Annotated in this window: 20 protein-coding genes and 1 tRNA gene; 18 read left to right on the top strand and 3 right to left on the bottom strand. The window is 72.0% G+C overall.

The annotated features are described in order from the left end of the window. The first annotated feature begins 66 nt into the window (after positions 1–66). The 15 genes from hisI to ACFO6V_RS05525 all read left to right on the top strand — a co-directional run bounded on the left by hisI (position 67) and on the right by ACFO6V_RS05525 (position 18,633). On the top strand, positions 67–513 hold the full coding sequence (gene hisI / locus ACFO6V_RS05595; protein ID WP_377133091.1) for a phosphoribosyl-AMP cyclohydrolase: 447 nt from the start codon (positions 67–69) through the stop codon (positions 511–513). Continuing rightward, positions 510–2,126 (top strand): anthranilate synthase component I, encoded by a 1,617-nt coding sequence (locus tag ACFO6V_RS05590; protein ID WP_377133089.1) that lies wholly within the window; start codon positions 510–512, stop codon positions 2,124–2,126. Before hisI ends, ACFO6V_RS05590 begins: the two co-directional genes overlap by 4 nt. After that, complete coding sequence (locus tag ACFO6V_RS05585) at positions 2,123–2,767, top strand: Trp biosynthesis-associated membrane protein (protein WP_377133087.1); 645 nt, start codon at positions 2,123–2,125, stop codon at positions 2,765–2,767. Before ACFO6V_RS05590 ends, ACFO6V_RS05585 begins: the two co-directional genes overlap by 4 nt. A 60-nt stretch (positions 2,768–2,827) precedes the next feature. After that, positions 2,828–3,088 carry an HGxxPAAW family protein gene (locus ACFO6V_RS05580; protein WP_116675641.1) on the top strand — a complete coding sequence of 87 codons (261 nt, stop codon included), beginning with the start codon at positions 2,828–2,830 and terminating at the stop codon, positions 3,086–3,088. A gap of 4 nt (positions 3,089–3,092) precedes the next feature. Then, positions 3,093–3,422 (top strand): DUF4190 domain-containing protein, encoded by a 330-nt coding sequence (locus tag ACFO6V_RS05575; RefSeq protein ID WP_377133084.1) that lies wholly within the window; start codon positions 3,093–3,095, stop codon positions 3,420–3,422. Then, complete coding sequence (locus ACFO6V_RS05570) at positions 3,406–3,873, top strand: DUF2752 domain-containing protein (protein WP_377133082.1); 468 nt, start codon at positions 3,406–3,408, stop codon at positions 3,871–3,873. The genes ACFO6V_RS05575 and ACFO6V_RS05570 overlap by 17 nt, the downstream gene beginning before the upstream one ends. Before the next feature lie 238 nt (positions 3,874–4,111). Then, on the top strand, positions 4,112–4,927 hold the full coding sequence (trpC, locus tag ACFO6V_RS05565; RefSeq protein WP_377133080.1) for an indole-3-glycerol phosphate synthase TrpC: 816 nt from the start codon (positions 4,112–4,114) through the stop codon (positions 4,925–4,927). 11 nt (positions 4,928–4,938) lie between these two features. After that, positions 4,939–6,222, top strand: coding sequence for a tryptophan synthase subunit beta (gene trpB, locus ACFO6V_RS05560; RefSeq protein ID WP_377133078.1), 1,284 nt, complete (start codon positions 4,939–4,941; stop codon positions 6,220–6,222). After that, positions 6,219–7,163 carry a tryptophan synthase subunit alpha gene (gene trpA / locus ACFO6V_RS05555; RefSeq protein WP_377133076.1) on the top strand — a complete coding sequence of 315 codons (945 nt, stop codon included), beginning with the start codon at positions 6,219–6,221 and terminating at the stop codon, positions 7,161–7,163. Before trpB ends, trpA begins: the two co-directional genes overlap by 4 nt. Continuing rightward, positions 7,160–8,248, top strand: a complete 1,089-nt coding sequence (lgt, locus tag ACFO6V_RS05550) for a prolipoprotein diacylglyceryl transferase (protein ID WP_377133074.1) — start codon at positions 7,160–7,162, stop codon at positions 8,246–8,248. Before trpA ends, lgt begins: the two co-directional genes overlap by 4 nt. A gap of 114 nt (positions 8,249–8,362) precedes the next feature. Further along, positions 8,363–12,946, top strand: coding sequence for a glutamate synthase large subunit (gene gltB, locus ACFO6V_RS05545; RefSeq protein ID WP_377133072.1), 4,584 nt, complete (start codon positions 8,363–8,365; stop codon positions 12,944–12,946). After that, positions 12,939–14,417, top strand: a complete 1,479-nt coding sequence (locus ACFO6V_RS05540; protein ID WP_377133070.1) for a glutamate synthase subunit beta — start codon at positions 12,939–12,941, stop codon at positions 14,415–14,417. Before gltB ends, ACFO6V_RS05540 begins: the two co-directional genes overlap by 8 nt. Before the next feature lie 70 nt (positions 14,418–14,487). Further along, the gene (pyk, locus tag ACFO6V_RS05535; protein ID WP_377133068.1) at positions 14,488–15,924 is read left to right on the top strand and encodes a pyruvate kinase; all 1,437 of its coding nucleotides are present in this window, start codon (positions 14,488–14,490) and stop codon (positions 15,922–15,924) included. A 125-nt stretch (positions 15,925–16,049) separates the two neighbouring features. Continuing rightward, entirely contained in the window at positions 16,050–17,720 is a 1,671-nt protein-coding gene (locus ACFO6V_RS05530; protein ID WP_377133066.1) for a RyR domain-containing protein, read from the top strand. Positions 17,721–17,820: 100 nt separating this feature from the next. Further along, positions 17,821–18,633 (top strand): oxidoreductase, encoded by an 813-nt coding sequence (locus tag ACFO6V_RS05525; protein ID WP_377133064.1) that lies wholly within the window; start codon positions 17,821–17,823, stop codon positions 18,631–18,633. A gap of 34 nt (positions 18,634–18,667) precedes the next feature. Here ACFO6V_RS05525 and ACFO6V_RS05520 read toward each other — a convergent pair. Beyond that, positions 18,668–18,751 (bottom strand) — tRNA-Leu (locus ACFO6V_RS05520). A gap of 136 nt (positions 18,752–18,887) precedes the next feature. Between ACFO6V_RS05520 and ACFO6V_RS05515 the strand changes: the two genes are divergently transcribed. Continuing rightward, positions 18,888–19,496, top strand: a complete 609-nt coding sequence (locus ACFO6V_RS05515) for an ANTAR domain-containing response regulator (RefSeq protein WP_233257301.1) — start codon at positions 18,888–18,890, stop codon at positions 19,494–19,496. A gap of 125 nt (positions 19,497–19,621) precedes the next feature. Beyond that, positions 19,622–20,269 (top strand): GNAT family N-acetyltransferase, encoded by a 648-nt coding sequence (locus tag ACFO6V_RS05510; RefSeq protein ID WP_377133062.1) that lies wholly within the window; start codon positions 19,622–19,624, stop codon positions 20,267–20,269. Between the two features lie 32 nt (positions 20,270–20,301). Here ACFO6V_RS05510 and ACFO6V_RS05505 read toward each other — a convergent pair whose 3' ends face one another. After that, entirely contained in the window at positions 20,302–20,643 is a 342-nt protein-coding gene (locus tag ACFO6V_RS05505; protein WP_377135160.1) for a PaaI family thioesterase, read from the bottom strand. Between the two features lie 121 nt (positions 20,644–20,764). On the opposite strand from ACFO6V_RS05505, the gene polA reads away from it, so the two are divergent. Beyond that, positions 20,765–23,494: a DNA polymerase I gene (polA, locus tag ACFO6V_RS05500; RefSeq protein WP_417715003.1), complete on the top strand. Its 2,730-nt coding sequence runs from the start codon at positions 20,765–20,767 to the stop codon at positions 23,492–23,494. A 74-nt stretch (positions 23,495–23,568) separates the two neighbouring features. Here polA and ACFO6V_RS05495 read toward each other — a convergent pair whose 3' ends face one another. After that, positions 23,569–24,369, bottom strand: coding sequence for a class I SAM-dependent methyltransferase (locus ACFO6V_RS05495; protein WP_377133058.1), 801 nt, complete (start codon positions 24,367–24,369; stop codon positions 23,569–23,571). Between the last annotated feature and the right edge of the window lie 34 nt (positions 24,370–24,403).

The following is a 24,403-nucleotide window of genomic DNA, read 5'->3' as shown; positions in this document are numbered from 1 at the left end:
GCTCCCGACACGCGCCGGCGGCGGACATCACACCGCCGTCGGCCCGTGACGTGGCAGGATTCTCAGGTGCCCGAAGTTCTCGACCCCACGATCTCTGCCCGACTCAAGCGCGACGACGCCGGCCTGGTCGCCGCCGTCGTGCAGCAGCACGACACGGGCGAGGTGCTCATGGTCGGTTGGATGGACGACGAGGCCCTGCGCCGCACGCTCACCGAGGGCCGGGTGACTTTCTGGTCCCGGAGCCGCAGCGAGTACTGGCGCAAGGGCGACACGTCCGGGCACGCCCAGTACGTCAAGGCCGTGAGCATGGACTGCGACGGCGACGCCCTGCTGGTCCAGGTCGACCAGGTGGGCGCCGCGTGCCACACCGGTACCCGCACCTGCTTCGAGGCCGGGGGCGACCTCGGCGCCGTGGTCGGCGAACGCGACCGGCACGACGGCACGCCGCAGGACACGAACCAGCAGGACACGAACCAGCAGGACACGAACCAGCTGTACGAGGAGCACCGGTGACCCAGCTCGACACCCAGCTCGATCCCCACGAGGCGCGCGCGGCGACCGCACCCGCCGACCTGCCCTGGGGTCGCACCTGGCCGAGCCTGCCGGAGTTCCGGGAGATGGCCGCCGACCGCCGGGTGATCCCGGTGGTCCGCCCGCTGCTGGCCGACGACGCCACGCCCGTCGGCCTCTACCGGACGCTGGCGCAGAGCAAGCCGGGCAGCTTCATCCTGGAGTCGGCGGAGTCCGGGGTCTGGGCCCGCTGGTCGTTCGTCGGCGTCGCGTCCCGCGCGACCCTGACCAGCGACAACGGCCGCGCCGTCTGGACCGGCGACGTACCCGTCGGCGTCCCGACGGAGGGCGACGTCGTCGACGTGCTCGAGGCGGCCCTCGTCGCGCTCCGCACGCCCGGCGTGGCCAACCTGCCCCCGCTCACGGGCGGCCTGGCCGGTGTGCTGGGCTGGGACATCGTGCGGCACTGGGAGCCCACGCTCCCCGCGACCGCCCCGGACGAGGTGGGCGCGCCCGAGCTGGCCCTGTGCCTCGCCACCGACCTCGCGGTGGTGGACCACCGGGAGGGGACCGTCTGGCTGGTCGCCAACGCGATCAACGCCGATGCCACGGACGAGCGCGTCGACGAGGCCTACGCGGACGCCGTCGCCCGGCTCGACGCCATGGCGGCGCAGCTGGCGACGGCCGGGCCGCGCGTCACCTCCGTCGTCGCCGAGGGCCCCGAGCCGCAGCTCGAGTTCCGCTCCACGAGGGACGAGTTCGAGGACGCGGTGCTCGCGGGCAAGGAGGCGATCCGCGACGGCGAGGTGTTCCAGGTCGTGCTGTCGCAGCGTCTCGACCTGGACTGCCCGGCCGACCCGCTCGACGTCTACCGCGCGCTGCGGACCATCAACCCGAGCCCGTATATGTACTACTTCCACCTGGCCAAGCCGGACGGCGCCGAGTTCGCAGTGGTCGGCTCCAGCCCCGAGACCCTGGTGAAGGTGGACGACGGGCACGTCACCACCTACCCGATCGCCGGGTCCCGGCCGCGCGGCGCCCACCCGGAGGAGGACGCCGAGCTGGGCGAGGAGCTCCTGGCCGACCCCAAGGAGCGGGCCGAGCACATCATGCTCGTCGACCTGTCCCGCAACGACATGGTGAAGGTCTGCGAACCCACCAGCGTCGAGGTCGTCGAGTTCATGAAGGTGCGCCGGTTCAGCCACATCATGCACATGTGCTCGACGGTGGTGGGCAGGCTCCGCGCCGGCCGCAGCGCCCTGGACGCGCTGCGGGCGACGTTCCCGGCAGGCACGCTCTCCGGCGCTCCCAAGCCCCGGGCGATCGCGCTGATCGACGAGCTGGAGCCCGCCTCGCGCGGCATCTACGGCGGCGTCTGCGGTTACTTCGACTTCGGCGGGAACATGGACATGGCGATCGCCATCCGCACCGCGTACATCGCCGACGGCCGGGCCAGCGTGCAGGCCGGCGGCGGGATCGTCGCCGACTCGGTGCCCGCGCTGGAGTACGCGGAGTCGCGCAACAAGGCCGCCGCGGCGGTGCGGGCCATCCAGCTCGCGTCGCGCCTGGCCCCGCTGCCGAAGACCCTGCTGCGGAAGGGCGGGGACGACAAGTGACCCGCGCCCGCACCGTCCTCGCACTGCTGGTCCTGGGCGCGCTGACCTTCGGCACCGGCTCACCCACCTGGGTGACCACCACGGTTGCCACCGCTCTGGAGCCCGAGGTGGCGGTCGCCGCCGCGGGCACCTCGGCCGCGCCGGGAGTCGGCGCGGGAGCGCTCGTGCTCCTGGCCGCCGGCATCGCCTGCGCGCTCACCGGTCGGGTCGCCCGGTACGTGGCCCTGCTGGTCGCGGCGGCGGCCGGGGTGCTGGTCGTGGTGAGCACGCTCGTCGTCGTCGGCGACCCCACGCCCGCCGCCACCGCCGCCGCGTCCGCGACGAGCGGCGTCACCGAGCTCACGTCACCGGTGACGCTCACCGCGTGGCCGTGGGCCGCTGTCGCCACGGGTGTGCTCGCCGTGGTCGTCGCGGTCTGGGGCGCGGTCGCGGCGCGCGGCTGGACGGCGACGTCGGGCCGGCACGAGCGGGCGGACGCCGCGGCGTCGGCCGGCGCCACCACCGGCACGAGCACCGCTGCCACCGGCACCACCGAAACCTCCGCCGCCGACGACGGCACCGCCGTCGGACCGGACGACGAGATCGACCCCCACGACGCCTGGGACGCGCTGTCCCGGGGCGACGACCCTACGGGCCGCTGACCTGACCTGGAACGGTTAGGCTGAGCGCGTACCGCACGACACGAAAGGCACCCACCCGCGATGACCGAGAACAAGCCCGAGATCGCCTACCTGCCGCCGGGCGTCCCGCCGAACAACCATGGCCACACCGTCGCCGCCTGGGTGACGATGGCCGGCATCACGCTGGGTGCGCTGATCGCCTCGTGGGGTGTCATCGTGGCGCAGTCCTCGTCGGCCTGGCTGGTGATCTTCGTGCTCGGCTTCGTCGTGATCGGTGCCTCGCTGATCGTCGGCCTGGTGCTGCGCAACCTGGGTATGGGCCAGAAGAAGGTCCAGCGGTAGCACCATGACGACCGAGGCGACGAGCGAGACGACGACCGAGGCGACGACCGACCTCGTGATGCCCGCGAGGTCGGCCCCGCTTCCCCGGAACAACCTGGGGGCCTGGTCGCTCGTGCTGGGCATCGCGTCGGTGGTCCTCCTGCTGGGCGTCATCACCGGTATCCCCGCGATCATCATCGGCAACCAGGGCCGCCGGGCCGTGCGTGCCGGTGAGGCGGACAACGAAGGCATGGCGATGACCGGCGTCGTGCTGGGCTGGATCTCGCTCGCGATCCTGGCCGCGGTCATCGTGCTGGTGATCGCCCGCTTCCTGGCGGGTGGGCCCGATTCCTGAGGTTTCCGGCGAGGCCTCCGAGCCTTCCACCCGCAGCAGCGCCCGGCCCGCCGTCCCCTCGGCGCTCCGGGCGCCGCTGCTCACGGGGGCCGCGGTCGGTGCGGCCACGCTGCTGCTCGCACTGCGCGACCCCCACGTGCGCGGCTCCTACGGGTTCTGCCCGCTGCTGGAGCTGACGGGCCTGGCCTGCCCCCTGTGCGGCGGGCTGCGGGCCACGCACGACCTGGCCCATCTCGACCTGGCCGGTGCCTGGTCGGCGAACGCGCTGTGGACGGTGACCGCCCCCGTCGTGGTGGTCCTCTGGCTGATGTGGCTCGTGTCGGCCGCGCGCGGCAGGCCCGTCAACGGCTTGTCCAGCACCGCCGGCTGGGTCACCCTCGGCGTCGCGCTGACGTTCTTCGTGGCACGCAACCTCCCGGGGCTGCAGCCGTACCTGACTCCGTGGGTCTGACCCAGCGGGTCCTACCCGGTGGATCCGGCCGTCCGACCGCGCCCTGAGCCCGGTCAGGTGATCCCCAGGGAGTCCTCGGACCACACCCGGCCCGGGATCTGACGGGACGTCGTCTCACGGTCCGGGAGTGGTCAGGACCACACCCTGGATCCGCCTACGATGACCATGGGGCGATCGCCCCGGCAAACGTACGAGGCGTAGCACGAGGGCAGAGCAAGGGCACGGGGAGGCTCATTACATGTCGGTCCTGGAGGACATCGTCGCGGGGGTTCGTGAGGACCTCGCGGAGCGTGAGGCACGTGTGTCTCTCGACGCGCTCAAGGAGCGCGCCACCGCGGTGCCCGGGGCCCTCGAGTGCCTCGGCCGCCTGAAGCAGGCGGACGCCGTCTCGGTGATCGCCGAGGTGAAGCGCTCGAGCCCGAGCAAGGGCTCGCTGGCGCAGATCGACGACCCGGCGGCGCTCGCCGCCGAGTACGAGACCGGCGGCGCGTCCGCGATCTCCGTGCTCACCGAGCAGCGCCGGTTCAACGGCTCGCTCGCGGACCTGGACGCCGTGCGCGGCCGGGTGGACGTCCCGGTGCTCCGCAAGGACTTCGTCGTGACGCCGTACCAGGTGTGGGAGGCACGTGCGCACGGGGCCGACCTGGTGCTGATCATCGTCGCCGCCCTGGAGCAGACGGTGCTCGAGTCGCTCGTCGAGCGCGTGCACTCGCTCGGCATGACCGCCCTGGTCGAGGCGCACAACCTCGAAGAGGTCCGCCGCGCCGTCGGTGCGGGCGCCCGGGTGGTCGGTGTCAACCACCGCAACCTGAAGACCCTCGAGCTGGACCGCGGCCTGTTCCGCAGCCTCGCCGAGTACATCCCGGACGACGTGGTCAAGATCGCGGAGTCCGGCATCCGTGGCCCGCACGACGTGATGGAGATGGCCCGCGCCGGCGCCGACGGCGTCCTGGTGGGCGAGGCCCTGGTGACCGACGGCGCGCCGCGCGCCTCGGTGGCCGACCTCGTCGCAGCGGGCTCGCACCCGTCGCTGCGGTCCGTCCGTCCGGCTTGAAGGGATCCGAGGTGACCTCCGTGAAGCTTTCCGACGTCTCCGGCCCGTACTTCGGTGAGTACGGCGGGCGGTTCGTGCCCGAGGCGCTCATCGCCGCGCTCGACGAGCTCGACACCGAGTTCCGCAAGGCGGCCGACGACCCCGAGTTCGCCGCCGAGCTGCAGCGCCTGCACCGGGAGTACACCGGCCGGCCCAGCCCGCTGACCGAGGTGCAGCGGTTCGCCGCGCACGCCGGCGATGCGCGGGTGTTCCTCAAGCGTGAGGACCTCAACCACACCGGCTCGCACAAGATCAACAACGTGCTGGGGCAGGCCCTGCTGGTCAAGCGCATGGGCAAGAAGCGCCTCATCGCGGAGACCGGAGCGGGCCAGCACGGCGTCGCCACGGCCACCGCCGCCGCCCTGATGGACCTCGAGTGCGTGGTCTACATGGGCGAGGAGGACACCCGGCGCCAGGCGCTGAACGTGGCCCGGATGCGCCTCCTCGGCGCCGAGGTCGTGCCGGTCAAGATCGGCTCGCGCACCCTCAAGGACGCGATCAACGAGGCCCTGCGGGACTGGGTGGCCAACGTCGAGACCACGCACTACCTCCTGGGCACCGTCACGGGTCCGCACCCGTTCCCCGAGATGGTGCGCCAGTTCCACCGCATCATCGGCGAGGAGGCGCGCGAGCAGATCCTGGAGCGCGCCGGCCGCCTGCCCGACGTCGTCGCGGCGTGCGTGGGTGGCGGGTCGAACGCGCTCGGCATCTTCAACGCGTTCCTCGACGACAAGGACGTCGAGCTGCGCGGCTTCGAGGCCGGCGGCGAGGGTGTCGAGTCGGGCCGGCACGCCGCCCGGTTCAGCGGCGGTGCGCTCGGCGTGCTGCACGGCGCCAAGTCCTACCTGCTGCAGGACGACGACGGCCAGACCCTGCCCAGCCACTCGGTCTCCGCGGGCCTGGACTACCCGAGCGTCGGCCCCGCCCACGCCTGGCTGCACGACCTGGGCCGCGCCACCTACGAGCCGGTGACCGACGACGAGGCCATGGAGGCGTTCCGCCTGCTGTGCCGCACGGAGGGCATCATCCCCGCCATCGAGTCGGCGCACGCCCTCGCGGGCGCGCTGCGCGTCGGCAAGGCGGCGGCTGAGCAGGGGCGCACGGGACCGGACGGCGAGCCGCTCCTGATCCTCGTGAACCTGTCCGGTCGCGGTGACAAGGACGTGGCGACGGCGGCCCGCTGGTTCGGGCTGCTCGAGGGCGCCGACAACGGCGTCGCCGCGGAAGAGCTGGAACGGCAGGAGGGCCGGGGATGAGCACTGTGACTGAGTCGGCTACAGGGCCGGCCACCGGGCCGCACACCGGACGGCAGTCGGGCGACCTGATCGCCCACCTGCGCGAGCAGGAGAACCGCGCGGCGCTGGTGGGCTACCTGCCGGTCGGCTACCCGACCGTCGACCGGTCGATCGAGGCGCTCAAGACGCTCGTGGACCACGGCGTCGACGTGATCGAGCTCGGCGTCCCGTACACCGACCCCGTGCTGGACGGGCCGGTGATCCAGCAGGCGGCACAGGGTGCGCTCGACGCGGGCGCCCGGGTCTCCGACGTGTTCCGCGTGGTGCGGGAGCTGACCGACTACGCGCCGCACGTCCCCGTGCTGGTCATGACCTACTGGAACCCGGTGCTGAAGTACGGTCCGGACGCGTTCGCACGCGACCTGGCCGCCGCGGGCGGCGCCGGGCTGATCACGCCCGACCTCATCCCCGACGAGGCCGCCGACTGGCTCGCCGCGAGCGAGGCGCACGGGCTGGACCGCGTCTTCCTCGTGGCCCCGAGCTCGACGACAGAACGGCTGCGCCTCACCGTCGACGCGACGCGGGGCTTCGTCTACGCGGCGTCGCTCATGGGCGTGACGGGGGAGCGGACCCAGGTGGGCTCGCGCGCCGAACAGCTCGTCACCGACACCCGCGCGGCCGGCGCAGTCAACGTCTGCGTGGGCCTCGGTGTCTCCACCGGGGCGCAGGCCGCCGAGGTGGGTCGCTTCGCCGACGGCGTCATCGTCGGCTCCGCGCTGGTGCGTCCGCTGCTCTCGGACGGGCCGCTCACGGACGCCGACTGGGCGGTCCGTCTCACGAATCTGGCCGAGGTGACGGAGGACCTCGCCGCCGGGGTACGGTCGGCGCGCGCTTCCGCGCCCACTGATACACCCGATGCCGCCGTGCCCGGCGGCGTGACCACTTCCGGAGAGGCTCTGTGACGCTGCTGACCGCACTGCCGGCTGCCCTGTACGTCGAGCTGCCTGCCTTGCTGCCCGCTGCGCCCGCCACCGAGGTCGTCACAGGGATGGTCACCGAGATACCCAGCCCTTCCGAACACACCTGGTACCTCGGGATCTTCCCGCTGCGCGCCTACGCGCTGGCGATCCTCGCGGGGATCGCCATCGCCCTCTGGATGACCGCCAGGCGCTGGAAGGCGCGCGGGGGGAACCCGGAGGACGTCCTGGAGATCGCGTTCTGGGCGGTGCCGTTCGGCATCGTCGGGGGCCGGATCTACCACGTGCTCTCCTCTCCGGACCGGTACTTCGGCGAGAACTTCTCGGGCGGGGGCGACCCGGTCACGGCGCTCTACGTCTGGGAGGGCGGCCTCGGCATCTGGGGCGCGATAGCGCTCGGCGCCTTCGGGGCGTGGCTGGGCTGCCGGCTGAAGGGTGTCAGGCTCTCGTCGTTCGCCGACGCCGTCGCACCGGGTCTCCTGGTCGCGCAGGGCGTCGGCCGGCTCGGCAACTGGTTCAACCAGGAGCTGTACGGGCGGCCCACCGAGCTGCCCTGGGGCCTGCGCATCGACGCCGAGCACGTGGTGTCGAACCCCGCCACGGGCGTGGCGTACCCGGAGGGCACGCTGTTCCACCCGACGTTCCTGTACGAGCTCCTGTGGTGCTTCCTGATGGCCGGGGTTCTGCTCTTTCTAGACCGTCGGTTCAAGTTGGGTCATGGGCGGGTATTCTGGGCGTACGTCCTGCTCTACACTCTCGGACGGGTCTGGATCGAGATGCTCCGCATCGACGATGCGGAGCTGGTGCTGGGGCTACGCCTCAACGTCTGGACGTCGATCCTCCTGGGCCTCGCGGCCCTGGTGGTCTCGGTGGTGCTGGCTCGGAGGTTCCCCACCAGGGAAGAGTCGGTACGGCTGCGGCCGGAGGGGGATGATCCGTCGGCCGGGAGTCCGGCAGACCCAGAGCCTGACCCAGCAAGTGCAGGGACCGGTGCGGCAGCCGCCGAGCCGGAGGAAGTGAAGACAGCAGCAGTGGAGACGTCCGACGCGGACAGCTCCGCGCGCACCTGAGGGGCACGGCGCCGGGACCACCGGCCGACGAGCCCCCTGACCGACCGGGCCGCCGTCGTCCCGGACCATCGCAAGGAACTGCGCCCGGCCACGGCCGGGTGCCTGTGAGGACCCATGACCAAGCCGTTGCCGACACAGAAGGTTGGGCTGCCCGCGCAGACGTTCGAAGGCGGCCTGTACGACCCGGCGGCCGAGCATGACGCGTGCGGCGTCGCCTTCGTGGCGACCCTGCGTGGCACGCCCGGACGAGACATCGTCGATGCCGGTCTGACCGCCCTGCTGAACCTCGACCACCGCGGCGCGGTGGGGGCTGAGGAGGACAGCGGCGACGGCGCCGGGATCCTCACCCAGATCCCCGACGCGTTCATCCGTGACGTGGTGGGCGTCGACCTGCCGCCCGCCGGGATGTACGCGATCGGTACGGCGTTCCTGCCGACCGACGACGCCGAGCGCGACGCCGTGGTGCACCGCGTCGAGGCGCTGGCCGCCGAGGAGAAGCTCGACGTCCTCGCGTGGCGCGACGTCCCGGTGGACGCCGGGATCGTGGGCCCGACGGCGCGCGCCTCCATGCCGGTGTTCCGGCAGATCGTCGTGGCCGACCCCTCACGGGGGCTGTCCGGGATCGACCTGGACCGGCGCACGTACCGCCTGCGCAAGCGTGCCGAGATCGAGCTGGGCCTGTACTTCGCCTCGCTCAGCGCCCGCACGCTCACGTACAAGGGCATGCTGACGACGGCGCAGCTGGAGCCGTTCTTCCCGGACCTGTCCGACCCCCGGTACGCCACCGAGCTCGCCCTGGTCCACTCGCGGTTCTCCACCAACACGTTCCCGTCGTGGCCCCTGGCCCAGCCGTTCAGGCTGCTGGCCCACAACGGCGAGATCAACACGGTGCGCGGCAACCGCAACTGGGTGGCGGCGCGCGAGGGCACCATGGAGTCCGACCTGCTCGGTGACCTGGAGGCGCTGCAGCCGGTGTGCTCGCCCGGCGCGAGCGACTCGGCGAGCTTCGACGAGGTCCTCGAGCTGCTGCACCTGAGCGGGCGGTCCCTGCCGCACTCCGTGCTCATGATGGTGCCGGAGGCCTGGGAGAACCACTCCAGCATGGACCCGGCCCTGCGGTCCTTCTACGAGTACAACGCGAACCTCATCGAGCCGTGGGACGGCCCGGCCTCCCTCACGTTCACCGACGGCACCCTGATCGGCGCCGTGCTGGACCGCAACGGCCTGCGCCCCGGGCGCTGGTGGGTCACGGAGGACGGGCTGGTCGTGCTGGCCTCCGAGGCCGGCGTGCTCGACATCGACCCCGCCACGGTGGTCCGCAAGGGCCGCCTCGAGCCCGGCAAGATGTTCCTCGTGGACACCGGCTCCGGCCGGATCATCGAGGACGAGGAGATCAAGTCCGGCCTGGCGTCGCTGCACCCGTACGGCGACTGGATCCGTGAGCACTCGGTCCGCCTCGAGGACCTGCCGGACCGGGAGCACGTGGCGCACAGCCCGGCTTCGGTGCGGCGTCGGCAGCGCGCCTTCGGGTACACCGAGGAAGAGCTCAAGATCATCCTGTCGCCGATGGCGACCACGGGTGGCGAGCCGCTCGGCGCCATGGGCTCCGACACGCCCGTCGCGGTGCTCTCGCAGCGCCCACGCCTGCTGTTCGACTACTTCACGCAGATGTTCGCGCAGGTGACCAACCCGCCGCTGGACGCGATCCGCGAGGAGCTCGTCACGGCCATCGGCAGCGCCATCGGACCCGAGCCGAACCTGCTCGCGGACATCCCGGAGCACGCGCGCAAGCTCGTGCTCGGCTTCCCGGTGCTGGACAACGACCAGCTCGCCAAGGTCGTGCACGTCGAGCGCGACAAGGAGCTGGAGGGTGTCTTCCAGGCCGAGACCATCCAGGGCCTGTACGAGGTCTCGGGCGGCGGCGCCGCTCTCCTGACCCGGCTCGAGGAGATCTTCGCCGACGTCGACCGGTACGTGGAGGAGGGCGCGAGCTTCCTCGTGCTCTCCGACCGTGACGCCAACTCCGAGCTGGCGCCGATCCCGTCGCTGCTCCTGACCAGCGCCGTGCACCACCACCTGGTGCGCAAGCACACCCGCAACCGGGTGTCGCTGGTGGTCGAGGCCGGCGACGTGCGCGAGGTGCACCACGTCGCGCTGCTGATCGGCTACGGCGCGGCCGCCGTGAACCCGTACCTGGCCATGGAGACCGTCGAGGACCTGGCCCGCCGCGGCTACCTCGACGTCACACCGGAGAAGGCTGTCGCGAACCTGATCAAGGGGCTCGGCAAGGGCGTGCTCAAGGTGATGTCCAAGATGGGCATCTCCACGATCATGTCCTACCGCGGCGCCCAGATCTTCGAGGCCATCGGCCTGTCCCACGACCTGGTCGAGGACTACTTCACCGGCACGACGTCGCGGCTCGGCGGCATCGGGCTCGACGTCATCGCGGCAGAGGTCGCGGCCCGGCACGCCGAGGCGTACCCGCCGTCGGGCAACAAGAAGCCTGGCGAGCGCCTCACCACGGGCGGCGAGTACCAGTGGCGGCGCGACGGCGAGGACCACCTCTTCGACCCCGAGACGGTCTTCCGCCTGCAGCACGCCACGCGCTCCGGCCGGATGGACATCTTCCGGCAGTACACGCGGCGCGTGGACGAGCAGTCGAACCGCCTCATGACGCTGCGCGGCCTGCTGCGCTTCAGCCCCGACCGCGAGCCGGTGCCGATCGACGAGGTCCAGCCGGTCAGCGAGATCGTCAAGCTGTTCAACACGGGCGCCATGTCGTACGGCTCCATCTCGGCCGAGGCGCACGAGACGCTCGCGATCGCGATGAACCGCCTCGGCGGCCGGTCCAACACGGGAGAGGGCGGCGAGGACCCGGAGCGTCTGTACGACGACGAGCGCCGCTCGCGCGTCAAGCAGATCGCCTCGGGCCGGTTCGGCGTGACGTCGGAGTACCTGACGCACGCCACGGACATCCAGATCAAGCTCGCGCAGGGTGCCAAGCCCGGCGAGGGCGGCCAGCTGCCCGGGCCGAAGGTCTACCCGTGGGTGGCGCGCACGCGGCACTCGACGCCGGGCGTCGGCCTCATCTCGCCGCCGCCGCACCACGACATCTACTCGATCGAGGACCTGGCCCAGCTGATCCACGACGCCAAGAACGCCAACCCGGACGCGCGCGTGCACGTCAAGCTGGTCAGCGAGTTCGGCGTCGGCACGGTCGCGACGGGCGTCTCCAAGGCGCACGCCGACGTCGTCCTGATCTCCGGGCACGACGGCGGTACGGGCGCCTCGCCGCTCACGTCGCTCAAGCACGCGGGCACGCCCTGGGAGATCGGTCTGGCCGAGACCCAGCAGACGCTCGTGCTCAACGACCTGCGCGACCGCATCGTGGTGCAGGTGGACGGCCAGATGAAGACCGGCCGCGACGTCATCGTCGCCGCGCTGCTCGGGGCCGAGGAGTTCGGCTTCGCGACCGCGCCGATGGTGGTCTCCGGCTGCGTCATGATGCGCGTCTGCCACCTGGACACGTGTCCCGTCGGCGTCGCCACGCAGAACCCCGAGCTGCGCGCCCGGTTCACGGGCAAGCCCGAGTTCGTCGTGAACTTCTTCGAGTTCATCGCCCAGGAGGTGCGCGAGCACCTCGCCGCGCTCGGTTTCCGGAGCCTCGAGGAGGCCGTCGGCCAGGTGCAGGTGCTCGACACCCGCAAGGCCGTCGACCACTGGAAGGCGCAGGGGCTCGACCTGACCCCGGTGCTGGCCAAGCCGCAGCTCAAGGAGGGCTCCTCGCTGCGGCACACCACGCTGCAGGACCACGGCCTCTCGAGGGCGCTGGACAACCAGCTCATCACGGCGGCGGCCCCGGCCCTCGAACGCGGTGAGCCGGTGCGCATCGAGCTGCCCATCCGGAACGTGAACCGCACGGTCGGCACGATGCTCGGCCACGAGGTGACCAAGCGGTACCGCGGCGCCGGCCTGCCCGACGACACGATCTCCGTTACCCTCACCGGATCGGCGGGCCAGTCGCTCGGCGCGTTCCTGCCCCGCGGCATCACCCTGCGCCTGTTCGGTGACGCCAACGACTACGTCGGCAAGGGCCTGTCGGGCGGCCGCATCGCGGTCCGCCCGGACAAGGCGTCGGTGCTCGACGGCGCGAACGTCATCGGCGGCAACGTCATCGGCTACGGCGCCACGTCCGGCGAGGTCTACCTGCGCGGTCGCGTGGGGGAGCGGTTCGGCGTGCGCAACTCCGGTGCCACCCTCGTCGCGGAGGGCGTGGGCGACCACGCCTGCGAGTACATGACGGGCGGCCACGTGCTGGTGCTCGGGCCCACGGGCCGGAACGTCGGCGCCGGCATGTCCGGTGGCATCGCGTACTTCCTGGACCTGCGGGTCTCGCGCGTCAACCAGGCGGCTCTCGAGGCGGGCGAGCTCGCCCTCGAGGCCCTGACCGACGCCGACTGGGAGACCGTGCGCGGGCTCCTGGAGCGGCATCACGCGGAGACCGGGTCGGCCGTCGCGGCCGAGCTGCTCGCCGACCCCGCCGCGGCACGCGGCCGGTTCACCCGCATGCTGCCGCCTGGCTGGGCGCGGGTGCGCCTTGCCCTCAGCGAGGCGGAGGCCGCAGGCGCCGACGTCTCCGGAAAGACCCAGTGGGACCCGTCCGTCTGGGACCAGATCATGGAGGTGGCACGTGGCTGACCCCAGAGGATTCCTCAAGGTCCGGGAGCGGGAGCTCCCGCCGAACCGGCCCGTCGAGGTCCGGCTGCGCGACTGGAAGGACACCCACGCGCACCGGGCGGAGGGCCAGCCGTTCCTCAAGGAGCAGGCCGGCCGCTGCATGGACTGCGGCGTGCCGTTCTGCCACCAGGGCTGCCCGCTGGGCAACCTGATCCCGGACTGGAACGACCTGGTGTGGCGCGGGCAGTGGGCCGACGCGATCGACCGCCTGCACGCCACGAACAACTTCCCGGAGTTCACGGGCCGCGTGTGCCCGGCGCCGTGCGAGTCGTCCTGCGTGCTGAGCATCAACCAGCCCGCGGTGACGATCAAGAACGTCGAGGTCTCGATCATCGACGAGGCGTTCGCCCGCGGTCTGGTCACCCCGCACGTGCCGGAGCGGCTCACGGGCTCCACGGTCGCCGTCGTCGGTTCCGGGCCTGCGGGCCTCGCCGCCGCGCAGCAGCTCACGCGCGCCGGCCACACCGTCGTCGTCTACGAGCGGGACGACGCCGTCGGCGGCCTCCTGCGCTACGGCATCCCGGACTTCAAGCTCGAGAAGCTGCACATCGACCGCCGTCTGGCGCAGATGGAGGCCGAGGGCACGCGGTTCCGGACCGGTGTGGCGATCGGCACGGACATGAGCTGGGACGCCCTGCGCCGCCGGTTCGACGCCGTCGTGGTCGCCACGGGCGCCACGGTGCCGCGCGACCTGCCCCTGCCGGGCCGGGACCTGGCGGGCATCCACTTCGCCATGGACTACCTGACGCCCGCCAACCACGCGGTCGCCGCCGGTACGCCGGACGTCCTGCCGGAGGGTGCGCCGTCGGCGACAGGAAAGCACGTCGTCATCATCGGCGGCGGCGACACCGGCTCGGACTGCCTCGGCACCGCGCTGCGCCAGGGTGCCGCGAGCGTCACCACGCTCGCCATCGGCAAGATGCCGCCGACCGAGCGCCCGGCGAACCAGCCGTGGCCGACCGACCCCATCCTGTTCGAGGTCTCGACCTCGCACGAGGAGGGCGGCGAGCGTACCTACCTCGCCTCGACCGTCGAGTTCCTGGCCGACGACCAGGGCAACGTCCGCGCCCTCAAGGTCGCGGAGACGCAGTACCTGCCCGACGGCCGCCGTGCGGCCACCCCGGGCACGGAGCGTGAGATCCCCGCGGACCTCGTGCTCGTGGCCATGGGCTTCACCGGCCCCGAGACCGGCGTGCTCGAGGAGCAGACCGGCATCGAGGTCACCGAGCGTGGCCTGGTCGCCCGCGGCGAGGACTACGCTGCAAGCCTGCCCGGAGTTTTTGTGGCCGGCGACGCCGGTCGCGGGCAGTCCCTCATCGTGTGGGCCATCGCGGAGGGCCGCGCCGCGGCCGCCTCGGCTGATACCTACCTGCAGGGCAGCACCGAGCTGCCTGCCCCGGTGCGTCCGCGCACGTTCGCTCTGCGGTCGTGACCCGAGAACTTCACCGGGAGTTGTTCACCCCCACAGGGCGCTGCGGCGCCCACCTGCCTAGGCTGGAGACATGCGCAGAGCCAAGATCGTGTGCACCATCGGACCCGCCACGGAGTCGCCGGAGAAGCTTCGGGAACTCGTAGACGCCGGCATGAACGTGGCGCGGATCAACCGCAGCCACGGCGAGCAGGAGGCGCACGCGGCGGTCTACCGTCACGTGCGTGAGGCCGCGAAGGCGGCCGGAAAGTCGGTCGCCGTACTCGTCGACCTGCAGGGCCCCAAGATCCGGCTCGGCCGGTTCGCCGGGGACGAGAAGCACTTCCTGAACAAGGGCGACACCTTCACCATCACCACCGAGGACATCCTCGGTAGCCGGGAGATCGTGTCGACCACCCACAAGGGTCTGCCGAACGACGCCAAGATCGGCGACCCGCTGCTGATCGACGACGGCAAGGTGCGCGTGCGCGTCACCGCCGTCGAGGGACCGCGGGTCATCACCGAGGTCGAGGTCCCCGGCCCCGTCTCGAACAACAAGGGCATCAACCTGCCCGGCGTCGCGGTCTCCGTGCCGGCTCTGTCCGACAAGGACGAGTCCGACCTGCGCTGGGCGCTCCAGCTCGGCACCGACTTCATCGCGCTGTCGTTCGTGCGGTCCGCCAAGGACTACGAGGACGTCCGCCGCGTGATGGAGGAGGAGGGCCGCACGGTCCCCGTCATCGCCAAGATCGAGAAGCCGCAGGCCGTCGACAACCTGGCGGAGATCATCGCCGCGTTCGACGGCGTCATGGTGGCGCGCGGTGACCTCGCGGTCGAGATGCCCCTGGAGCAGGTGCCGCTCGTCCAGAAGCGGATCGTCGAGATGGCGCGGCGCAACGCCAAGCCGGTCATCGTCGCCACGCAGGTCCTCGAGTCCATGACGACGTCGCCGACGCCGACCCGCGCCGAGGCCTCGGACTGCGCCAACGCGGTGCTCGACGGTGCCGACGCCGTGATGCTGTCCGGTGAGACCTCGGTGGGCGACTACCCGATCCTCACGGTCGAGACCATGGCCCGGATCATCGAGGCCACGGAGGAGGCTGGCCGGGAGCGCATCGCGCCCCTCGGCTCCACGCCGCACACCCGTGGTGGCGCCATCACGCGTGCCGCCGCCGAGATCGGCGAGACGCTCGGGGTCAAGTACCTCGTGACGTTCACGCAGTCGGGCGACTCCGCACGCCGGATGTCCCGCCTGCGCTCGTCGATCCCGCTGCTCGCCTTCACCCCGGAGCAGCACGTCGCCAACACCCTCGCCCTGACCTGGGGTACCAGCGAGTACCTCGTGCCGAAGGTCGAGAACGTCGACGCGATGGTCGACCAGGTGGACCTGACCCTGCAGGACCAGGGCCTCGCCGAGAAGGGCGACCTGGTGGTCGTCGTCTCGGGCGCCCCGGTAGGCGTCCCAGGCACGACCAACTCGATCCTGGTGCACCGCATCGGCTCGCACACGGACGGCCGCAGCGCGAACTGAAAGTCGAGTACGCCGAAGTAGAGCGTGTGTCCTGTGCACGCGGGGTAACCCCGCGTGCACAGGACACACGCTCTACTTCGGCGTACTCGACTACGCGGCGGGGGAGATGTCGCTATTGTTCCGGCGTGACCCGCTCATTCCCCTGGACCCGCCTCGGCTTCGCCGTTCTCGTCGTGGTCTCCCTCGGCCTCGGATGGTGGGGCCTCGCGCTCGACACCAGCCACCAGCCCGGCCGCACCTGGTACGACGTCGTCTACCACGACCTGCAGCTCTTCGTGATGGGTGCCGACCCCGCCAGCGGCGGCGGTCCGCTCTCCTGGCAGCTCCAGGTGGCGCGGTTCCTCGCGCCGGCCACCGCGGTCTACGCGCTGTTCGAGGCCGCCCGCGCCCTGTTCACCGGGGAGATCCGCCGGTTCAGGGACCGCCGCGCTCGCGGCCACGCGATAGTCGTCGGCGAGACCGACGCCGCCGACACCGTCGCCGCCGCACTGGAGGCGGCAGGCCACCGGGTGCTGCGCACCCCTGACGCCTCCGGCCTGCACGACGTAGGCCTCACTGGCGCGACTGTTCTGTACGCGTGCGGCGAGGACACCGACGAGGCGACGGCCAACGTACTGACCGTCGCGGAGGCGGAGAACGCAGTCCGCGCGGCGGGCCAGGGACCCCAGCGGCTGTACGCCCACGTCAGTGACCCCGACCTCGGCGTAGCCCTCCAGGCGCGGCACCTGAGCTGCGCCGAACCCGGCGTCGACTTCTTCACGCTCGACGTCATCGCCGCGCAGGCGCTCGCGGTGCGCGAGGTGCGGCGCATCGTGGACGCACCGGGCGGTCCCGCCCCGCTGACGAAGGTGCTGGTCATCGGCTCCGGCGAGTTCGCCAAGGCGCTCGTGGTCGGTCTGGCCCGCGAGTGGGAGCTCGCGGGCGACGGCGTCCGGCTCGCGGTAGACCTGCTCGCCGACGACGCCGAACAGGTGGTCGAGGCGCTCCGGACCCGCTGGTCGCCCGTGGCGGAGAAGATCGAGCTGCGGGTCGCGCCGGCGCTCGGCACGGGCAGCCTCGGGGCGCCGGACGTGGTCTACGTCTGCCACGCCTCGGACGGCAGGTCCCTGCGGGTGGCCCTCACCGCCACGAAGCTGTGGCACGGCGGCCCCGGGTCGCTCGTGCTCCTGCTCGACGGCCTGGCGGGCCTGACGGGCGCGTTCGGCACCGAGGCCTCGCGCGTGCTCGACAACCTGGACGGCCGCCTGCGGACGGTGACCATGCGCGACCTGCTCGCCGACGTCGAGCGGGAGGAGGCTCGCGCCCACGCCGACATGTACGAGCGGATCGCGCGGGCCGTGCACCACGTGTACCTGCGCAACCAGCGCGAACGCGGCGTCGGCTGGGGCGAGCTCCCGGCGATGGTGCGCTGGGAGGACCTCTCGGAGGACCTGCGGGCCTCCAACCGGGGCTGGGTCGTCGGGCTGCCGGCGCGGCTGTCGCGGATGGGGGCGACCATCGCACCGCGCGACGGAGCGCCCGAGGTGGTGTTCGAGGGCGCCGAGCTGGACAAGCTCGCCGAGGCGGAGCACGAGCTGTGGGAGTCGGTGCGGGTGGCCCAGGGCTGGCGGAGCGGTCCCGTCCGGGACGACGCCGCCAAGGTGCACCCGATGATCGGCGTGCCGTGGTCCGAGCTGCCCGAGGACAACCGGGAGAAGGACCGCGACGTGGTGCGGCTGCTGCCCGAGATCCTCGCCGAGTTCGGCCTGGAGGTCGTGCGGTACGACGAGAGCCTGGTGTCCGCCGCGACGACCTGACCGTCCGGGGGCGGGCGCTTCACCTGGCAGGATGGCGGTTGCTCCCCGCTCCGGCGGGGCGCTGCCCGTCCATCGGACCTGTGCCGGAGAGGTGTGAACGATGAAGGTGTGTCTTGTCACGGGAGCCTCGTCAGGGATCGGGCTCGCGACAGCGCTCGACCTGCTCGGCGCGGGGTACGTGGTGTACGGCGCCGCGCGGCGCGTGGAGCGGATGGACGTCGTCCGAGCGGCCGGCGGGCACGTCGTCCCGACCGACCTGCGCGACCCCGACGACCTCGACCGGCTCGTCGAGACGGTGGTCGCGGAGCAAGGGCGGATCGACGTCCTGGTCAGCAACGCGGGGACGGTCCTGCACGGAGCGGTCGAGGACGTACCGCTCGGCACGGCGCGCGAGTACCTCGACCTGAACCTGCTCGCTCCGGCCCGGCTGGCGCAGCTCGTGCTGCCGCACATGCGCGCGCAGGGGTCCGGCACGATCGTCAACGTGTCGTCGGTGGCCGGCGAGATCGCGATGCCGCTCGGCGGCTGGTACTACGCGGCCAAGCACGGGCTCGAGGCGCTCTCCGACACGCTCCGGATGGAGGTCGGGCACTTCGGGATCGACGTCGTGATCATCCAGCCGGGCATCATCCGCACCGAGTTCGGTGACCATGCCGCCGACCAGCTTCGCGAGTTCTCCGGGGAGGGCGCCTACCAGGACATGGCCGGCGTCATGGCCGGACGCATGGGGTCGGGACCCGACCAGCAGGGCTCCGAGGCCACGGTGGTCGCCGAGGTGGTGCGACAGGCCATCGAGGCCGACCGGCCGGAGACCCGTTACGCCGTCGGCCTCATGGCGGAGGACCTGTTGCGCCTCGGCCGGACGCTGCCGGACCGCGCGTTCGACGAGATGATCCTGCGCTCGGTCCGGTGAGCTCTCTCCGGTGAGACCTCCGGAGAGCATGGTGTGCCGGGTGTGGGACTCGAACCCACATGTCCTCTCGGACAGCGCTTTTTGAGAGCGCCGCGTCTGCCTGTTCCGCCAACCCGGCTTGCCGGGACATGAACATGTCCCGGCGGACATCGAACCACACCCCAGGTCCAGGCCCCAAGCCCGGGTACGCGGGACGTAGGATGTACCCCGTGACCGACGAGAACACCGAGAAGCTTTCCCTGGATCTGCCCCCGATGATCGACGCCGAGCCGGAGGCCGCTCCTGCCAACCCCTCGCGCCGCGCCGTGGTGGCGGAGGACGAGGCACTCATCCGTATGGACGTCGTGGAGACCCTGCGCGAAGCCGGGTTCGACGTCGTGGGCGAGGCCGGCGACGGCGAGACCGCCGTGAACCTGGCGATCGAGCTCAAGCCCGACGTCGTCGTGATGGACGTGAAGATGCCCGAGCTGGACGGCATCTCGGCGGCCGAGCGCATCGGCAAGGCCCACGCGGCTCCTGTGGTGTTGCTCACGGCGTTCTCGCAGACCGAGCTCGTCGAGCGCGCCCGCGACGCCGGTGCCATGGCGTACGTGGTGAAGCCCTTCACCCCGGCCGACCTGCTGCCCGCCGTGGAGATCGCGATCTCGCGCTACTCGCAGATCGGTGCACTGGAGGCAGAGGTCGCTGACCTCACCGAACGCTTCGAGACGCGGAAGCGCGTGGACCGTGCCAAGGGCCTCCTGATGACCAAGATGGGCCTGTCGGAGCCGGAGTCGTTCCGCTGGATCCAGAAGACGTCGATGGACCGTCGCCTCACCATGCGCGAGGTCGCGGACGCCGTCATCGAGCAGGTCGGCGCCTGACGCGCACCTCGCTCTAGAGCGGGTGAAAACGCGGTTCGCGTGTTCTCTGTCGGCCGGGTGAGGACTAGTCTCTCCGCTCAGCCGGGCCCTCGGCCCGGAAGCTCAGATCCCGGAAGGAGACAAGCGTGCTCGCTATACGCCCTGCCCGCGAGGACGACCTGCCGGCCGTCGCCGCACTGGCCGCCGAGGCACGCGACGACTCGCCGACCGGGGCCCAGCTCGGAGCCCAGGACACGGATCGGCTGCTGGAGCACCTCAGCGTGCTGCTCGCCGCCGGCGGACACGTGCTCGTCGCGGAGCAGAACGGCCAGGTCGCCGGTGTCGTCCTGGGCCGGGTCGTCGCGGCGTACCTCTTCGCCCCTCGCGCGAGCCTGTACCTCGACATGGTGTTCGTCGCGCCGCGGGCGCGTCGCCACGGCGTCGGGCACGCGCTGCTCCGCGCGGCCACCGATCTCGCGGCCGAGCACGGGTGCGAGGACATCTACTCCGCACCGGTACCCGGTAACCGCGGGGTACAGCGCTTCCTCGCGCGGCTCGGGTTCGCCCCGGCGGCAGGCCACCGCGTGGCGTCGGTCGCGGCGCTCCAGCGCCGCCTCGCCACCGACGCCGCGGCACGAGACGGTGCGCACGCGAGCCGCCGGTTCGCCCGCGTAGGCCTCGAGGACCTCATCGCCCGCCGGCGTCGTGCCCGCTCCGTCATCGAGTCCGGGCCCATCGACATGCGCCCGGTGGGCGGCGGCGCGCCGTCCCGCCGGCCCGCGAAGGCCGGCTGAGCGCGCCGTTCCGTACTACCCGAGGATCATGACTACCCGAGGATCATGCAGGTGAGGCGTGCCGTGCACACCCGCTTGCCCGCGTCGTCGGTGATGGCTATCTCGTACGACGCCGTCGTGCGGCCCAGGTGGACAGCGGTCGCCGTACCCGTGACGTAGCCCTCCTTGGCCCCGCGGTGGTGCGTGGCGCTGACCTCGATGCCCACCGTCTGCTTGCCGGGGCCCGCGTGCGCCTGCGCCGCGAGCGAGCCGAGCGTCTCGGCGAGGACCACCGAGGCGCCACCGTGCAGCAGCCCCGCCGGCTGGGTGTTGCCCTTGACCGGGATCCGCCCGACCGCGCGGTCCGGCGCGAGCTCCAGCAGCTCCATCTCCATCCGCTCGAAGAGCGTGCCCGTCGTGTCCGCTCCGCCGTACAGGGCCTTCCAGTCGATCACGGGCTGGTCGATCGTCGGCTCGGAAGGTGCAGCGGAAGCGCTCGTGTCAGTCATGCGGGCTATGTTGTCAGGCGTGACCTCCACCGTGCCAAGCCGTACTCCGGACAAGCCCTCCTCGGGCCGCCCCCGTCTCCTGCTGATCGATGGCCATTCCATGGCCTATCGGGCGTTCTACGCGCTGCCCGACACCCTCGCGACCAGCTCAGGACAGATCACCAACGCCGTCTACGGCTTCACGTCGATGCTGACGAACCTGCTGCGCGACGAGCAGCCCACGCACCTGGGCGTGGCGTTCGACGCGGGCCGCGTCACCTTCCGCACCGAACGGTTCCCCGCGTACAAGGGCACGCGGGACGCCACGCCGGACGCGTTCAAGGGACAGGTCCCGCTCATCAAGGAGGTGCTCGACGCGCTGCACGTCTCCTCGATCGAGCTCGCCGGCATCGAGGCCGACGACATCCTGGCGACCCTCGCCGTGCAGGCCAGGACCGCCGGCATGGAGGTGCTGGTGTGCTCGGGTGACCGCGACACGCTGCAGCTGGTGAACGGCGACGTCACCGTCCTGTACCCCAAGAAGGGCGTGTCCGAGCTGGCCCGCATGGACCCCGCGGCGGTCGAGGCCAAGTACGGCCTGCCCCCTGAGCGCTACCCGGACCTCGCGGCGCTCGTCGGCGAGACCAGCGACAACCTGCCGGGCGTGCCCGGTGTCGGGCCCAAGACCGCCGCCAAGTGGATCACCGCGTACGGCGGCCTGGCGGCCCTGCTCGACGCCGCCGACGAGGTCAAGGGCAAGGCCGGCGAGAGCCTGCGCGCGAACCTGGACCAGGTCCGGGTCAACCGCGAGCTGAACGCCCTCCTCACCGACGTCGAGCTGCCGCTCGGCGTGGCCGACCTCGCCCTCGAGGGCTTCGACCGGGAGGCGGTGCACCTCGTCTCCGACACCCTGCAGTTCGGCCAGCTGCGCGACCGGCTTCTCGCCGTCGACCCAGCGGGCGCCGCCGCGGAAGAGACGCCGGTGGCCGGCGGGGTCGAGCTCGACCTGGCCGACGTCGCCCCGGGCGCCCTCGGCGCCTGGCTCGCGGCCCGCTCGGAACGCGTCGGCGTCGACGTGGCCGGCACGACCGTTGCGGGCGGCGGCGACGCCTGGGCCGTGGCCGTCGCGGAGCCGGACGGCGAGGCCGCCTACCTCGACCTGACGCAGCTCGGACCCGACGACGAGAAGGCGCTCGCGGCCTGGCTGGCCGACCCTGCGGCGCCCAAGACCCTGCACGGGGCGAAGGCCGCGGCGCACATGCTCGCCGCGCGAAGCATGGACCTGGCGGGCGTCGCCTTCGACACCGAGCTCGCCGCCTACCTCTGCTACCCCGACCAGCGCGGGTACGACCTCGGCGATCTCGCGGTGCGGCACCTCGGCCGGGAGCTCAAGGTCGCGCAGGCCGAGGGCGCCCAGGGAGCGCTGGACCTCTCGCTCGAGGGCGAGACCGAGGGACAGGCGGAGGCGGTGCGGGCCCACGGCGTGGCCGAGCTCGCGGCCGCTTTGGAGGGTGAGCTCGCCGACCGCGGCGCTACCCACCTGCTGGACGACGTCGAGCTGCCGCTGTCCGGCGTGCTGGCGCGGATGGAGCGCATCGGCATCGCCGCCGACACGGAGTACCTGACCGGCTTGGAGAAGCAGTTCGCACAGGGGGTCGCCGACGCCGCCGCCGAGGCGTACGCCGTGATCGGCCGCGAGGTGAACCTCGGCAGCCCCAAGCAGCTGCAGGAGGTGCTGTTCGACCAGCTGGGCATGCCCAAGACCAAGAAGATCAAGACCGGCTACACGACCGACGCGGCGAGCCTGCAGGATCTGTTCGTCAAGACGGAGCACCCGTTCCTGGCCCACCTGCTCGCGCACCGCGACGTGTCCCGTCTGCGCACCACCGTCGAGGGGCTGCTCCGGTCGGTCGCGCCCGACGGGCGCATCCACACGACGTTCCAGCAGACCATCGCCGCGACAGGCCGCCTCAGCTCGACCGACCCGAACCTGCAGAACATCCCGATCCGCACGGAGGCGGGCCGGCAGATCCGGCGCGCGTTCCAGGTCGGCGAGGGCTACGAGTCGCTGCTGACCGCCGACTACAGCCAGATCGAGATGCGGATCATGGCGCACCTGTCGGGCGACGAGGGCCTGATCGAGGCGTTCAACTCGGGGGAGGACCTGCACCGGTACGTGGGCTCGCGCGTGTTCGAGGTCGAGCCCGCCGGCGTGACCGCGGAGATGCGCTCCAAGATCAAGGCCATGTCGTACGGCCTGGCCTACGGCCTGAGCGCCTTCGGCCTGTCGCAGCAGCTCAACATCGCCACGGGCGAGGCGCAGACACTGATGGACGACTACTTCGAGCGGTTCGGCGGCGTGCGGGACTACCTCTCCGGCGTCGTCGAGGAGGCGCGGGCGACCGGGTACACCGCCACGATCCTGGGCCGGCGCCGGTACCTGCCCGACCTCACGAGCGACAACCGGCAGCGCCGCCAGATGGCGGAGCGGATGGCGCTCAACGCGCCGATCCAGGGCAGCGCCGCGGACATCATCAAGCTCGCGATGCTCAAGGTGCAGACCGCGCTGGACGAGCGCGGGCTCTCCTCCCGCCTGCTGCTCCAGGTGCACGACGAGCTCGTGGTCGAGGTCTTCCCGGGCGAGCGGGAGGCCGCGGAGGAGGTCCTGCGCAGCGAGATGGGCGCGGCCTACGAGCTCACCGTCCCGCTCGACGTCTCGGTGGGCACGGGCGCCACCTGGCACGAGGCGGGCCACTGATCCCGCCGTTGAGTGCTGGCTATTTGTGAGATCTGGAGGCGTTGACCCACAAATAGCCAGCACTCAGCGAGCGGTCAGGACTTGACTGTGACGAAGACTGCCGTGCCCGGGAGGTAGCGGCCGCGCTCCGGGCCCCAGCCGCCCCAGACCTGGTCGTTCCACTCCGGCCACTCCGGTTCGACCAGGTTCGTCAGGCGCAGGCCCACGGCGGCGACGTCGCGCACGTGGTCACCCACGGTGCGGTGGTACTCCGCGTACAGGACCCGGCCGGCGGCGTCGGCCTCGACGTACGGGCGGCGGTCGAAGTACGAGCGCGACGCCGTCAGGCCGCGCAGGGTCGGGTCGTCGGGGAACGCCCACCGCAGAGGATGGGTGACGGAGAACACCCAGCGTCCGCCCGGGCGCAGCACGCGGGCGGCCTCCCGGTGCACCGGGACGGCGTCGGGCACGAAGGGCAGCGCGCCGAAGGACGTGAAGACGACGTCGAACGAGCCGTCCGCGAACGGCAGCGCCCGAGCGTCCGCCTGGACCCGCGGCACGACGACGCCCGTGGCGGCATCGAGGCGCTTCGCACCGGCCAGCATGCCCGCCGAGTAGTCGGTGGCGACGGCCCGGGCCCCGCGGGCGGCGAGCCAGCGCGAGCAGTGCGCCGCTCCGGCCCCCACCTCCAGCACGTCGCGCCCGTCGACGTCGCCCAGGAGGCCGGCCTCCGCCTCGGTCAGGCCCTCGGGACCCCAGCGGAACCCGGCGTCGCCGAGGAAGTCGCGGTGCTCGTCGAGGTACTCCTCGGCGTTGGCGTCCCACCACGCCCGGGCGGCCCCGGCGTCGTCGGGCAGGTCGCGGTAGCCGAAGGACACGGGCTGGTCATCGCTCACTAGGCAATCATCGCCCCTGTCTGCTTCCTATGGA

Origin of the sequence: Promicromonospora alba (assembly GCF_042654905.1) — a bacterium.
Taxonomy (GTDB): Bacteria; Actinomycetota; Actinomycetes; order Actinomycetales; family Cellulomonadaceae; genus Promicromonospora; species Promicromonospora alba.
This window is presented reverse-complemented; position numbering and strand designations above follow the sequence as displayed.

Coding starts and splice junctions, on each gene's coding strand:
- ACFO6V_RS05580 (WP_116675641.1), top strand. CDS start 2,828: ATGACCGAGAACAAGCCCGAGATCGCCTACCTGCCGCCGGGCGTCCCG.
- ACFO6V_RS05575 (WP_377133084.1), top strand. CDS start 3,093: ATGACGACCGAGGCGACGAGCGAGACGACGACCGAGGCGACGACCGAC.
- trpC (WP_377133080.1), top strand. CDS start 4,112: ATGTCGGTCCTGGAGGACATCGTCGCGGGGGTTCGTGAGGACCTCGCG.
- trpA (WP_377133076.1), top strand. CDS start 6,219: ATGAGCACTGTGACTGAGTCGGCTACAGGGCCGGCCACCGGGCCGCAC.
- gltB (WP_377133072.1), top strand. CDS start 8,363: ATGACCAAGCCGTTGCCGACACAGAAGGTTGGGCTGCCCGCGCAGACG.
- pyk (WP_377133068.1), top strand. CDS start 14,488: ATGCGCAGAGCCAAGATCGTGTGCACCATCGGACCCGCCACGGAGTCG.
- ACFO6V_RS05525 (WP_377133064.1), top strand. CDS start 17,821: ATGAAGGTGTGTCTTGTCACGGGAGCCTCGTCAGGGATCGGGCTCGCG.
- ACFO6V_RS05515 (WP_233257301.1), top strand. CDS start 18,888: ATGATCGACGCCGAGCCGGAGGCCGCTCCTGCCAACCCCTCGCGCCGC.
- ACFO6V_RS05505 (WP_377135160.1), bottom strand. CDS start 20,643: ATGGAGATGGAGCTGCTGGAGCTCGCGCCGGACCGCGCGGTCGGGCGG.
- polA (WP_417715003.1), top strand. CDS start 20,765: ATGTTGTCAGGCGTGACCTCCACCGTGCCAAGCCGTACTCCGGACAAG.